At 68.2% G+C, this 12,597-nt stretch carries 12 protein-coding genes; 9 read left to right on the top strand and 3 right to left on the bottom strand.

The features are described 5' to 3' along the window. Positions 1-240: 240 nt before the first annotated feature. From HXX10_RS09965 to HXX10_RS09940, 6 genes are all read left to right on the top strand, one after another. Positions 241-801, top strand: a complete 561-nt coding sequence (locus HXX10_RS09965; RefSeq protein WP_296522022.1) for a F0F1 ATP synthase subunit delta — start codon at positions 241-243, stop codon at positions 799-801. Then, complete coding sequence (gene atpA, locus HXX10_RS09960) at positions 801-2,330, top strand: F0F1 ATP synthase subunit alpha (RefSeq protein ID WP_296522021.1); 1,530 nt, start codon at positions 801-803, stop codon at positions 2,328-2,330. The genes HXX10_RS09965 and atpA overlap by 1 nt, the downstream gene beginning before the upstream one ends. Positions 2,331-2,478: 148 nt before the next feature. Beyond that, complete coding sequence (locus HXX10_RS09955) at positions 2,479-3,354, top strand: F0F1 ATP synthase subunit gamma (protein ID WP_296522020.1); 876 nt, start codon at positions 2,479-2,481, stop codon at positions 3,352-3,354. Between the two features lie 32 nt (positions 3,355-3,386). Beyond that, positions 3,387-3,791, top strand: coding sequence for an organic hydroperoxide resistance protein (locus HXX10_RS09950; protein ID WP_296522019.1), 405 nt, complete (start codon positions 3,387-3,389; stop codon positions 3,789-3,791). Positions 3,792-3,853: 62 nt separating this feature from the next. Then, positions 3,854-5,299, top strand: coding sequence for a F0F1 ATP synthase subunit beta (gene atpD / locus HXX10_RS09945; protein WP_296522018.1), 1,446 nt, complete (start codon positions 3,854-3,856; stop codon positions 5,297-5,299). A gap of 126 nt (positions 5,300-5,425) precedes the next feature. Next, positions 5,426-5,827, top strand: coding sequence for a F0F1 ATP synthase subunit epsilon (locus HXX10_RS09940; RefSeq protein ID WP_296522017.1), 402 nt, complete (start codon positions 5,426-5,428; stop codon positions 5,825-5,827). Positions 5,828-5,864: 37 nt separating this feature from the next. Here the strand turns inward: HXX10_RS09940 and HXX10_RS09935 are convergent, their stop codons facing one another. After that, positions 5,865-7,418, bottom strand: coding sequence for a PAS-domain containing protein (locus HXX10_RS09935; RefSeq protein ID WP_296522016.1), 1,554 nt, complete (start codon positions 7,416-7,418; stop codon positions 5,865-5,867). A 316-nt stretch (positions 7,419-7,734) separates the two neighbouring features. Here HXX10_RS09935 and HXX10_RS09930 point away from each other — a divergent pair, with 316 nt between their 5' ends. The 3 genes from HXX10_RS09930 to HXX10_RS09920 all read left to right on the top strand — a co-directional run bounded on the left by HXX10_RS09930 (position 7,735) and on the right by HXX10_RS09920 (position 10,956). Next, positions 7,735-8,013, top strand: a complete 279-nt coding sequence (locus tag HXX10_RS09930; RefSeq protein WP_296522015.1) for a hypothetical protein — start codon at positions 7,735-7,737, stop codon at positions 8,011-8,013. Between the two features lie 249 nt (positions 8,014-8,262). Then, positions 8,263-9,426, top strand: coding sequence for a beta-propeller fold lactonase family protein (locus HXX10_RS09925; RefSeq protein ID WP_296522014.1), 1,164 nt, complete (start codon positions 8,263-8,265; stop codon positions 9,424-9,426). Between the two features lie 204 nt (positions 9,427-9,630). After that, entirely contained in the window at positions 9,631-10,956 is a 1,326-nt protein-coding gene (locus HXX10_RS09920) for a hypothetical protein (RefSeq protein ID WP_296522013.1), read from the top strand. 42 nt (positions 10,957-10,998) lie between these two features. On the opposite strand, the gene HXX10_RS09915 is transcribed toward HXX10_RS09920, so the two are convergent. Next, positions 10,999-11,505, bottom strand: a complete 507-nt coding sequence (locus tag HXX10_RS09915) for an RNA pyrophosphohydrolase (RefSeq protein WP_296522012.1) — start codon at positions 11,503-11,505, stop codon at positions 10,999-11,001. Positions 11,506-11,540: 35 nt separating this feature from the next. Then, complete coding sequence (locus tag HXX10_RS09910; RefSeq protein ID WP_296522011.1) at positions 11,541-12,500, bottom strand: tripartite tricarboxylate transporter substrate-binding protein; 960 nt, start codon at positions 12,498-12,500, stop codon at positions 11,541-11,543. Positions 12,501-12,597: the final 97 nt, after the last annotated feature.

The following is a 12,597-nucleotide window of genomic DNA, read 5'->3' as shown; positions in this document are numbered from 1 at the left end:
ACAGGATCGCCAGCGGCCCGTCGCGACGCGGGCGGCGACGCGCCTCGCGGCACCACTCGCGGTACGTTCGCCATATTGCACCGCCCTCGGGGCTGTGTTAGCAAAACGACGGTTTTTCAACGGGGCGCGGGCCGCTCCGGCGCCCCTCACAGTCCTGGTCCCGCTTCAATTCCAGGGGCTTGCGCGTGTTCTTCGGAGCCGCGGCGGGACCTTGGGTGTCCAACGTCGAAAGAGAGCGCCGTGGCAGCAAACGATCCGATCGTTGGCGGAATGGCAGGACGTTACGCGATCGCCCTGTTCGATCTCGCCAGGGACTCCGGAACGATCGATTCCGTGAGTCGTGATCTCGCCGGCTTCGAGGCGATGCTGGCCGGCAGTGCCGACCTCACGCGGCTGGTGCGCAGCCCGGTGTTCGACGCCGAGCAGCAGACCAAGGCCGTCACCGCGGTGCTCGCCGAGGCGAAGATCACCGGGACGGCAGCGAACTTCATCAAGCTGGTCGCGTCGAACCGTCGACTGTTCGCCATCCGCGACATGATCCGCGACTATCGCGAGCTGGTCGCCCGCCACAACGGCGAGCTGACGGCCGAGGTCACGGTCGCCGAGCCGCTCGCCGACGCCCACAAGACCGAGATCAAGAAGGCCCTGGACGCCGTCACCGGCAAGAACGTCCAGGTCGAGGTGCAGGTCGATCCCGCCATCATCGGCGGGCTCGTCGTGAAGGTCGGTAGCCGCATGGTCGACGGCTCGCTCCGCACCAAGCTGAACGCAATCAAGCACGCGATGAAAGAGGTCGGCTGATGGACATCCGCGCCGCAGAGATTTCTGCGATCCTGAAGGAGCAGATCAAGAACTTCGGCCAGGAAGCCGAGGTCTCCGAGGTCGGCCAGGTCCTCTCCGTCGGCGACGGCATCGCCCGTGTCTACGGCCTCGACAATGTCCAGGCCGGCGAGATGGTCGAGTTCGAGAACGGCGTCCGCGGCATGGCGCTCAATCTCGAGATCGACAATGTCGGCATCGTCATCTTCGGCAACGACCGCGAGATCAAGGAAGGCCAGACGGTCAAGCGCACCCGCGCCATCGTCGACGTGCCGGTCGGCAAGGGCCTGCTCGGCCGCGTGGTCGACGCGCTCGGCAATCCGATCGACGGCAAGGGCCCGATCGTGGCGACCGAGCGCAAGCGCGTCGACGTCAAGGCGCCCGGCATCATCCCGCGCAAGTCCGTGCACGAGCCGATGGCGACCGGCCTCAAGGCCATCGACGCGCTGATCCCGATCGGCCGCGGCCAGCGCGAGCTGGTCATCGGCGACCGCCAGACCGGCAAGACGGCCATCATCCTCGACACCATCCTCAACCAGAAGCCGCTCAACGCGACAGGCGACGAGAAGATCAAGCTCTACTGCGTCTATGTCGCGGTCGGGCAGAAGCGCTCGACGGTCGCCCAGTTCGTCAAGGCGCTGGAGGAGAACGGCGCCCTCGAATACTCGATCGTCATCGCGGCCACCGCCTCCGATCCCGCCCCGATGCAGTATCTGGCGCCGTTCTCCGGCTGCACCATGGGCGAGTATTTCCGCGACAACGGCATGCACGCCGTGATCTTCTACGACGATCTCTCCAAGCAGGCCGTCGCCTATCGCCAGATGTCGCTCTTGCTGCGCCGTCCGCCCGGCCGCGAGGCCTATCCGGGCGACGTGTTCTACCTGCATTCGCGGCTGCTCGAGCGCGCCGCCAAGATGAACGACGACTACAAGGCGGGCTCGCTCACCGCGCTGCCCGTCGTCGAGACGCAGGCGAACGATCTGTCGGCCTACATCCCGACCAACGTCATCTCGATCACGGACGGCCAGATCTTCCTGGAGACCGACCTGTTCTACCAGGGCATCCGCCCGGCCGTGAATGTCGGCCTCTCGGTGTCGCGCGTCGGCTCCTCGGCGCAGACCAAGGCGATGAAGAAGGTCGCCGGCAAGATCAAGGGCGAGCTGGCGCAGTACCGCGAGATGGCGGCCTTCGCGCAGTTCGGCTCCGACCTCGACGCGACGACGCAGCGTCTGCTCAACCGCGGCGCCCGCCTGACCGAGCTCCTCAAGCAGCCGCAGTTCTCGCCGCTGAAGATGGAGGAGCAGGTCGTCGTCATCTATGCGGGCGTCAACGGCTATCTCGACCCGATCCCGGTCGGCAGCGTGCGCGCCTTCGAGCAGGGCCTCCTCTCGCTGTTCCGCACCAAGCACGAGGACATCCTGAACTCGATCCGCGACAAGCGCGACCTCGACGACCCCACGTCGGCCAAGCTGAAGGCCGCGGTCGACGACTACGCCAAGACGTTCGCGTGATGACGACGTTCGCGTGATCGTCGTCGTCATGGCCGGGCCTGTCCCGGCCGTCCACGTCCTCGGCGGGGCTGATGACGAGCGTGGATGCCCGGCACGGGGCCGGGCATGACGGAGCAGAGGCCGGTACGGGCGCAAAGGTGACCACGGAATGCCCAGCCTGAAAGATCTGCGAAACCGGATCGCCTCGACCAAGGCGACGCAGAAGATCACCAAGGCCATGCAGATGGTCGCGGCGTCCAAGCTGCGGCGTGCGCAGGCGGCGGCCGAGGCCGCGCGGCCCTATGCCGAGCGCATGCAGCGGACGCTGGGCAACATCGCCGCCTCGGTGCAGAACAATCCGGAGGGGCCGCGCCTGCTCGCCGGCACCGGCACCGATCAGGTCCATCTGCTGATCGTCTGCACCGGCGAGCGCGGCCTGTGCGGCCCGTTCAACTCGGCGATCGTCCGGCTCGCCCGCGAGCGCGCCAACGCGCTCATCGCCGAGGGCAAGACGATCAAGATCCTGTGCGTCGGCCGCAAGGGCTTCGACCAGCTCAAGCGGCAGTACGAGGACGAGATCATCGACCTGATCGACCTGCGCGCCGTGCGGCAGCTCCGCTTCGACACCGCCAAGGAGATCGGGCAGCGCATCATCGCGCTCTACGACCAGGGTGCCTTCGACGTCTGTACGCTGTTCTTCTCGCGCTTCAAGTCGGTGATCGCCCAGATCCCGACGGCCCAGCAGGTCATCCCGGCCGTGTTCGAGGGGGCGCCCGCCGACGGCCCGGCGCCCGCCTACGAGTACGAGCCGGACGAGGAGCAGATTCTCGCCGAGCTGCTGCCGCTCAACATCTTCGTGCAGGTGTTCAAGGCGCTGCTCGAGAACTCCGCCTCGTTCTACGGCTCCCAGATGAGCGCGATGGACAACGCCACCCGCAATGCCGGCGAGATGATCAAGAAGCAGACCCTGAAATACAACCGAACCCGCCAGGCGATGATCACCAAGGAACTGATCGAGATCATTTCCGGCGCCGAGGCGCTGTGACGCCGGCCCAACTGCCGAGAAGGAGAACCCCCATGGCCTACACCACGACGGCGACCACCAAGGGCGGCCGCGACGGACGCGCGGTCCTCGAGAACGGCGGCCTCGGGCTGGCGATGGCGTTGCCCAAGGAGATGGGCGGCTCCGGCGAGGGCCACAATCCCGAGCAGCTCTTCGCGCTCGGCTGGTCGTCCTGCTTCGGCCAGGCGATCCTGGCGCTGGCGAAGAAGCACGGCGTCGACGGCCAGGCCGCAAAGGTGACGGTCGCCATCGGCATCGACAAGGACGACATCAGCTTCGCCCTCACGGCCGAGATCAAGGTCCAGATCCCGGGCGCCGACCGCGACAAGGTCCAGGCGCTGGTCGAGGACGCCCATCGGATCTGCCCCTATTCGCGCGCCACGCGCAACAACGTGCCGGTCAAGCTGACCGTCCTTTAAGGCGCTCACTCGCGTATCGCTCGGGCCGGCTGCGCCGCGGCTCGAGGTCCAAGGAGACTTGCATGGCCACCCAAGACACATCGGTCGGACGTATCACCCAGGTCATCGGCGCCGTCGTCGACGTGCAGTTCGAGGGCTTTCTGCCGGCGATCCTGAACGCGCTCACGACCGACAACCAGGGCCACAAGCTGGTTCTCGAGGTCGCCCAGCATCTCGGCGAGTCGACGGTGCGCACCATCGCCATGGACACGACCGAGGGGCTGGTGCGCGGCCAGACCGTCGCCGATACCGGCCTGCCGATCGCCGTGCCGGTCGGCGTCGGCACGCTCGGCCGCATCCTCAACGTGGTCGGCGAGCCGATCGACGAGGCCGGCCCGGTGCCGCACACCGAGACGCGCCCGATCCACCAGGACGCCCCGCCCTACACGGAGCAGTCGACCGAGTCGCAGATCCTGGTCACCGGCATCAAGGTGGTCGATCTGCTGGCGCCTTACGCCAAGGGCGGCAAGGTCGGCCTGTTCGGCGGCGCCGGCGTCGGCAAGACCGTGATCATCCAGGAGCTGATCAACAACATCGCCAAGGCGCACGGCGGCTACTCGGTGTTCGCCGGCGTCGGCGAGCGCACCCGCGAGGGCAACGACCTCTATCACGAGTTCATCGAGTCCGGCGTCAACAAGGACCCGCACGAGAACAACGGCGACATGACGGGCTCCAAATGCGCCCTGGTGTTCGGCCAGATGAACGAGCCGCCCGGCGCCCGCGCCCGCGTCGGCCTCTCCGGCCTCACCGTCGCCGAGTACTTCCGCGACCAGGGCCAGGACGTGCTGTTCTTCGTCGACAACATCTTCCGCTTCACCCAGGCGGGCTCGGAAGTGTCGGCACTGCTCGGCCGCATTCCGTCGGCGGTGGGCTACCAGCCGACGCTGGCGACCGACATGGGCGCCCTGCAGGAGCGCATCACCACCACGACCAAAGGGTCGATCACCTCGGTGCAGGCCATCTATGTGCCGGCCGACGACCTGACCGACCCGGCGCCGGCGACCTCGTTCGCCCATCTGGACGCCACCACGACGCTGTCGCGCTCGATCGCCGAGAAGGGCATCTACCCGGCCGTCGACCCGCTCGACTCCACCTCGCGCATTCTCGACCCGCGGGTGGTCGGCGAGGAGCACTACGCGGTCGCTCGCCAGGTTCAGCAGATTCTCCAGCGCTACAAGGCGCTGCAGGACATCATCGCGATTCTCGGCATGGACGAGCTCTCGGAAGAGGACAAGCTGACCGTCGCGCGCGCGCGAAAAATCGAGCGGTATCTGTCGCAGCCCTTCCACGTGGCCGAGGTGTTCACCGGCACGCCCGGCGTGTTCGTCGACCTCGCCGACACCATCCGCGGCTTCAAGGGGCTGTGCGAGGGCAAGTACGACCACCTGCCGGAGCAGGCCTTCTACATGGTCGGCACCATCGAGCAGGCGGTCGAGAAGGGCAAGCGGCTCGCGGCGGAAGCCGCGTAAGTCGCGGCTCCCAGGCGAATAGCGAGTGGCGAATAGCGAATAGGGGAGTAGCGAAGCGGGAAGGGCGGCAGCGGATGGTCTCTGAAACTATTCGCTACTCGCTATTCGCCATTCGCTAGAGAACAGATGTCCACGTTCCATTTCGAGCTCGTGTCGCCGGAGAAGCTGATGTTCTCCGGCGAGGTCACCCAGGTGGACGTGCCCGGCGAGGAGGGCGATTTCGGCGTCTTGGCCGGCCACGCGCCGTTCGTCGCCACGCTGCGACCCGGGGTGCTCACCGTCTATGGCGGCGAGCATGTGCCGACCATGATCGTGGTGCGTGGCGGCTTCGCCGAGGTCGGCCCGAACGGCCTGACCGTGCTGGCCCAGGAGGTCGTGCCGGTCGACGAGATTCAGCCCGAGGTGATCCGCCAGGCCATCCAGGACGCCGAGGAAGACCTCGCCGACGCCAAGGACGACCGCACCCGCGACAAGGCGACCGAGCGACTCGCCCAGCTCCAGACTCTCAAGGACGCGCTCGGGCACTGAGCCGAGACATCACCCGCTTTCGGCCCGGCTCGCGGACCTACTCGGCGGCGGCGAGGCGCAGCGGCGCAGCGGCCGCCTTCGCCGTCCGGTCCTCGACCACGCTCAGCAGGAAGGTCACTTCGCCCGCCTGACCGTAGATCGGCAGGCGCCGTGACACGATGGTGCGTCGACCGTCTCTCGGCGTATCGATTTCGTGATCCGGGAATTCCATCATATGCCCCGCGGCCACCATGGCGCGGTCATGGGATTCGATGATCTCGGCCGCTGCCGCGGGAAAGATCTCGCGGGCCGTCTTGCCGATGATGTCCGATCGAGGGACGCCGAAGAGCGCATCGGCTGCCTGGTTGAGCAGCACGTAACGCAGACTGCGCGCGTCCTTCACGATGATCGCTTCCGGAACGTTCTCGATGACGGTGCCGAGGAATCTCTCGGTGCATTCGAGGGCACGCTCCGCCCGCCGTTGTTCGGTGATGTCTTCGTGGGTGGCGACCCAGCCGCCTTCTTCCAAGGTGCGGTTGCAGATCCGGATGGTCCGGCCGCCGGTGAGCTCGAGGTCGCCCGACGTCACCTTGCCGTCCGCCATCCAGCGGATGAATGCGGCGATATCGCCGCAGAACGTCCCGGCCTTGATCTGCCGCCTCAGCAGGCCGTCGAGCCGCAGTCCTGGCTCCGCCGCGTCGGCGGGCAACCCGTAGATCTCGAGATAGCGCTTGTTGCAGAAGACGAGCCGCATCGACCGGTCGACCACGAGCAGACCATGCGCCATGTTGTCGAGCGCCGTGTCGAGGTGGCGCTTCTGCAGACGGATCACGCCCAGCATCAGATTGCGTTCGACCACGGCAGCGGCCGACTCGGCGTCGAGCACCCCGTTGCGTTGCATGGTGCTCTTGAAGACCTCGATCGCGCCGGCGAGGGCGCCGATCTCGTCCGGGCGGTCGGTGTGAGGGGTCTTGGCGTCGACTAGGCCGGCCGCGATCGCGAGAGTCGCGTCCTTGATCTCGGTGAGAGGCTTTACGACTGACCGGTGCATCATGAACGCGCCGGCGATCAAGAGCACCAACGTCACTGTGGCGGTCAGCGCCAGGGACCAGGAAATCAGAATTGAGCTGGCGGTTTGTCGCTCGATCTCGTCCACGCGGGCTTGATAGACGCGCGACAAGGCTTCGAGATCCTGGTTGAGCGCGACCCGCACGGCGCGTGCGGCCTCGTCGTCGCCGAACTTGCGTGCGGACAGCGGGCCGAGATCCACGGCGCGCCGCACCAGCTCCTTGCGGAAGGCGCGGAACTGCTCGACCCGTGCGTGGAATCCGGCGAACCGCACGGCATCGTCCGCGCGCACCATCCTCGACCAGTCGGAGGTGACCTTGCCGATCTCGTCGGTGAACCGCGTCACGCCGTCGGCGAAGCGCTTCGCGGCCGCCGCGTCGGGCGACATGTAAATGCCGCGGGACTCCATGACGGTCGCGTAGACCAGCCCGTTGATCCGCTCGACGTTCAGGGCGCCGCGCTCGGAATTGCGGATCAGCTCCCGAAGGGTCGCCTGCTGCGCTATCGCCGAAACGGCGACGATTGTCAGCAGGGCGATCAGCATGCCGAGCCCGACATTGATCCTGAGGAGCTTCCCGGCGATCGTGGGGCTCCGGATCGCGCTGACGGCGGCGGCGACGTGAGGGTTCACGGATGAGCTCGTTCCTGGAGGTTGCTTCGGCCCCAGGGTTCGCCCGATCTTCTAAGGAAGTCTTGCCGGTGCCTTCACGGCCGGCGAGCGGGACGGTCGGCTAGCCCACAAGAATGACGCACGACTTCTCCGAAAAGTTGAGTTTTCGTGAGTAAATTTGGGTTAAATGCGGTGTTAAGGACGTTTTCATCCTGCCGGCGCGGAAGGCTGCGCGCTTGACGGAGCCCGCATGAGCACACCAGCCGCCTATCTCACGCTCCAGTTTCTCGGCTGGCTCGCCGAGCACCCGCGCAACTATGCGGACGTCATGGAGGCGTGGCGGACGAGCTGCCCGCGGCTGTCGATCTGGGAGGATGCCCTCATCGACGGCCTGGTCGAGATCGGGTCGGGCGCCGCGACGCGCGACGCGTCGCCGGTGCGCCTGACGGCCCGCGGCCGCGCCATGCTGGCGGCCGTGACATCGTCGTCCCGGCCCGCCCGCACATCCGGCGGACGTCCCCGCGGCTGATCGCCGGCCGGCCCCGATCTGCCGTGTCCGCCGGAACGGACATTGCTGCTCTTCCTCTTCGCCGCCCGCGATGGCCGGAGGGCCGGATCGTTCGCCGCCGGTTTGCATCGGTTGAAACTTAGAAAATGGAACTTTGCTTCGTCGAAGCCTAAGCGGTGACGACGGTGCGAGGTCGTCGATCGGCGCGGCGTGGGAGGCACGTCCGGACGAGCAGGACCTGCGGCCGAACCCAGACCGATGGAGTGAAGGATGGGCCGTGTCGAGAGGATGCTCCGCGTCCTGGCCGCCGTGGCGACCGTGCTTGCCGTCGGCGGCGTGACGGCGCTGCAGGCGAGGACCTTCGTCTATGTCGCGAACCCCGACGGCGGCCACATCGTCTCGTTTCGGCTGGACGAGGACACCGGCGATCTCGTGCCTCTGAAGACCGTCGAGGCCGGGAAGGTGGTCACGCCGATGGCCGTCAGCCCCGACCGGCGCTTCCTGTACGCCCACGTGCGCGCGCGGCCGACCTCGGTCCTGACCTACGCGATCGACTCCGTGACCGGCGACCTGGTCCGGCTCGCGACCGTTCCGCTTCCCCACAGCGCTCCGTTCGTGTCGGTCGATCGCACCGGACGGTTCCTGCTGTCCGTCGCCTATGGCGCGGACAGTCTGGCCGTCAGCCCGATCTCCGAGTCCGGGCTGGTGCTCGGCGAGGCGGTTCAGGTTCTGAGGACCGGCAAGCAGCCGCATGCGGTTCTCGCCGATCCCTCCAACCGCTTCGTCTACGCGACCAATCTCGGCGCCGACCGGCTGGAGCAGTTCGTGTTCGACGAGAAGACCGGCCTCCTGCGTCCCAACGATCCCGCCGCGGTCGTCTTTCCACCCGGCACCGGCCCGCGACACTTCCGGTTCGCGCCGAACGGGCGGTCCGTCTATGTCCTCAGCGAGAGCCAGGGCACGGTGACCCGATTGAGTGTCGACGCCGCGACCGGGCTCCTTGCGGTCGCCGAGTCGGTGTCGGCCGTGCCCGCGAGCCTCGGGCTCGCGCCAGGAAAGCCCCACGACGGACGCAGCGCGGCCGGACAGGCGGCGGAATCCCCCGACACCCGACCGGCGATCTGGGCTGCCGACCTTCATCTCGCTCCGAACGGCCGATTTCTCTATGCGAGCGAGCGGTCCAGCAGCACGCTGGCGGTGTTTACGGTCGAGCCCGGCACCGGCCGGCTGACCTACGTGAAGAGCGTACCGACCGAGGCGCAGCCGCGCGGCTTTCGTATCGACACCCGCGGCAACTTCCTGATCTGCGCCGGCGAGAAGTCGTCGGACCTGTCGGTCTTCAGGATCGACCAGGCGTCGGGCGACCTGACGCTGTTGAAGCGCTATCCGGTCGGGCCGTCGGCGAGCTGGATCGAGATCGTCGATCTCCACTGAGCGGCCCGGTTCCGGCGGACGAGCCCCGGCACCGCCGATCACGCGAATGCGGCGGCCACGGGAGCGGCCACTTCGCTCGACCACGCTCCGGAGCGGCGGCGAGCAGCAGGTGAGGTCGTCGGCCGATCGACATCTTGCCGATTGCGGTCCGGCCGCCGACGCGGCACCGTCGCGCGGCGCCGCCGGCGCCTCACAGAGTGGCCCATGCTGTCAAAGACCCTCGATCCCGTGCTCCGCGCCGCGGTGCTGCTCGCGATCGTCGCGCTGGCCGTGTCCGGCGTCTGGTCGGCCCGCGGTCTCTACGGGGACGGCGCCTACTTTTTGCTGCAGATCCTGAAGACGGACGGGTTCTGGACGACCGACCCGCCGCGGCTGTTCGCCAATCTGATCCTGCAGGCGCCCGTGGTGGCGGCGCTCGAGGCGGGCGTCGCGGATCTCAACGGCCTGATCCGGCTGCACAGCGCCGCCCTCGTCGTGCTGCCGCTGGCAGCCTGGACCGGCGCCCTCCTGGTGCTGTTTCGGTCACGCTGCTTCTGGCTGCTCGTCTGGGCATTCGCGGCGACCTATCTCGATTCGGGCTTCTTCGCCGCCGGCGAGTACAATCTGACCTACGCGATGGCGGCCCTGTGCGCCGCGATCCTCGTCCAGGATGGTCCGCTGCGGACCGGCGGCGTCGTCGTGCTGGTCGCTCTCGCCGCCGCGCTGACGCGGTCCTACGAGGCGACGGTCTTTCTCGGGCCGCTGCTGTGCGGCGCGTCGCTTGTGCGGCTGGTCCGGCGTGACGACGCGTCCGCCGTCACCCGGACCGGGCTCGGGCTGGCGGCGGTGCTGTTTGTGGTCGGCGCGGCCGTGGCGGCGTGGTCGATCCTGTCTCCGAGCAGCCCCGGCAACATGGCCGGCGCCGCCGCCGTCAAGCAGGTGCTCCGCAGTCCGCAGGTCGTCTACACCTGCCTCATGAGCATCGCGGTCCTGGTCGCGCTGGTGTCGCGACGACCGTCGTCGCGGCGCGCCGCCCTGATCGGCGCCGCGGTCCTGTCGGTCGTCTTCGTCGCGATGCCGATGCTGTGGCTTCCCCCGGATATGCATTACCTGTCGCGGGCCGTGGCCGGCCTCGGGCTGTTCGGGATCCTGCTGGTGACGATCGTCTGGCGGTTCTCGGCGAGCCTCGGGTGGCGGCCGGTCGCCGAGCCGGACGCCGCCGTCTCCGGGGTCGCGCTTCTGCTGCTCGGGTCGCTGCTGATTCCGTTCCTCGTGCACACGGTCGGCTTTCGCGACTGGGCGAGGACGTTCGAATCGGAGGTGACGACCCGCACCGGGCGGGTGCCGATCGAGGCGACGGCGGTGTATCGCGGCGGTCTGTTCGAGGGCTACAATTGGCCGTGGACCAACCCGGCCCTGAGCGTGCTCCTGCGGGCCGGACCGGCGAGCGCCGTCATCATCAATCCGGTCGTCTATCGCGGCTGGCAGCCGGACGAGCAGGCCCACGCGCTGGCGCCGCGGTTCGCGCGCCGTGAGCCGCTGTTTCGCTGAGCGGGCGGCGCGCCGCTCGACGCGTCGCCGGCAGGGCGGCCGCTACGGCGTCGCGAACCGCGAAAACTCCTGCACCACCCGCTCGTAGACGGGCCGCTTGAACGGGATGATCAGGCCCGGCAGGTTTTCCACCGGCTCCCACCGCCACGCGGCGAACTCGGGCTTGTGGGCGCCGCCGCCCGGGCTGGCGATGTCGATCTCGCGCTCGTCGCCGGTGAAGCGCAGCGCGTACCATTTCTGCGTCTGGCCGCGATACCTGCCCTTCCAGGCCTGGCCGACGATGGCGCGCGGGATGTCGTAGGCGAGCCACTCGGGCATCTCGCCGAGTTTCTCGACCGAGCGGATCGAGGTCTCCTCCCACAGTTCGCGCAGCGCCGCCGGCCACGGGTCCTCGCCCGGATCGACGCCGCCCTGCGGCATCTGCCAGGCGTGCACGGCATCGACGTGCTCGGGCCCCTCGGTGCGCCGCCCGACGAAGGCGAGGCCGTCGCGGTTGAGCACCATCACGCCGACGCAGGGACGGTAGGGAAGGTCTTCGAAGCGGGTCATGCGGGTCTCATGGTCAGCGGTGTGGCGCCTGCGGCTCAGGGCGCCAGCACCTTGCGGTACTTCTCGATCTCGGCCGTGACCAGCCGGCCGGCATTCGCCGGCACCATCTCGTCCTCGGTCGCCGGGATGGAGCCGAGATCGTCCATGCGCTTCTGCAGCGCGTCGCTCGCCACCGCCTTGCGCAGCGCCACGTTCAGCCTGTCGAGCACGGCCTGCGGCGTGCCCTTGGGGGCGAACAGGGCGTTCCAGCCCTGCTGCTGCCACTCCGGCAGGCCGGCCTCCACGGCGGTCGGCACGTCCGGCAGGGTGCGCATGCGGCTTTGCGCCGACACGACGAGGCCGCGCACGAGGCCGTTCTGGATCGCCCCCGTCACCGAGGCGGCGGCGTCGCAGACGCCGTCGACCTGGCCGCCCATCAGGTCGTTGAGGGCGGGGGCGGCGCCCCGATAGCTCACCAGCGTCACATCGATGCCGGCCGCCGCCATGAAGGTCTTGCAGATGAGATAGTTCGACGAGCCGATGCCGGCATGGCCGAGATTGACCTTGCCGGGATTGGCTTTCACGTAGGCGATGAAGCTCTTCAGGTCGGCTGCCGGAAAATCCTTGCGCACCGCGATCACCGGCACGGTCTTGGCGGCCAGACCGATCGGGACGAAGTCGTCGTTGGTGTACTTGATCTCGGGATAGATCGTGTAGGCGGCCGCGTTGGTGCCGACATTGCCGATGGCGATCATGTAGCCGTCGGGGACCGCGCGGGCGACGCGGGCCAGCGCCGTCGAGCCGCCGGCGCCGGGGACGTTCTCGTTGAGGATGCGCTGGCCGAGCGCCTGGCTCATCTGCTCGGAGACGATGCGGGCGATCACGTCCGAGGTGCCGCCGGCCGCGAACGGCACCACCATGGTGACGGGACGGGTCGGATAGGCGTCGTCGGCGGCGGCCGCCGGCAGCGGCGCGGCCAGGATCGCGAGGGCGACGAACGTGGCGACGGCTCTCATATGAAAACTCCGGACATCCGGGGGTCGCGGCGGGGCGCCGAGCGGGCACCGCAAATCTAGCCGCTTTCGCCGACGGCTTCACCGGGAGTTTCATCGC

The sequence above is a fragment of the Rhodoplanes sp. genome (genome assembly GCF_013377085.1).
In the GTDB taxonomy this organism is placed as follows: Bacteria; Pseudomonadota; Alphaproteobacteria; order Rhizobiales; family Xanthobacteraceae; genus Rhodoplanes.
This window is presented reverse-complemented; position numbering and strand designations above follow the sequence as displayed.

Coding starts and splice junctions, on each gene's coding strand:
- HXX10_RS09910 (WP_296522011.1), bottom strand. CDS start 12,500: ATGAGAGCCGTCGCCACGTTCGTCGCCCTCGCGATCCTGGCCGCGCCG.
- HXX10_RS09950 (WP_296522019.1), top strand. CDS start 3,387: ATGGCCTACACCACGACGGCGACCACCAAGGGCGGCCGCGACGGACGC.
- HXX10_RS09915 (WP_296522012.1), bottom strand. CDS start 11,505: ATGACCCGCTTCGAAGACCTTCCCTACCGTCCCTGCGTCGGCGTGATG.
- HXX10_RS09925 (WP_296522014.1), top strand. CDS start 8,263: ATGGGCCGTGTCGAGAGGATGCTCCGCGTCCTGGCCGCCGTGGCGACC.
- HXX10_RS09935 (WP_296522016.1), bottom strand. CDS start 7,418: ATGCTGATCGCCCTGCTGACAATCGTCGCCGTTTCGGCGATAGCGCAG.
- HXX10_RS09920 (WP_296522013.1), top strand. CDS start 9,631: ATGCTGTCAAAGACCCTCGATCCCGTGCTCCGCGCCGCGGTGCTGCTC.
- atpA (WP_296522021.1), top strand. CDS start 801: ATGGACATCCGCGCCGCAGAGATTTCTGCGATCCTGAAGGAGCAGATC.
- atpD (WP_296522018.1), top strand. CDS start 3,854: ATGGCCACCCAAGACACATCGGTCGGACGTATCACCCAGGTCATCGGC.
- HXX10_RS09940 (WP_296522017.1), top strand. CDS start 5,426: ATGTCCACGTTCCATTTCGAGCTCGTGTCGCCGGAGAAGCTGATGTTC.
- HXX10_RS09955 (WP_296522020.1), top strand. CDS start 2,479: ATGCCCAGCCTGAAAGATCTGCGAAACCGGATCGCCTCGACCAAGGCG.
- HXX10_RS09930 (WP_296522015.1), top strand. CDS start 7,735: ATGAGCACACCAGCCGCCTATCTCACGCTCCAGTTTCTCGGCTGGCTC.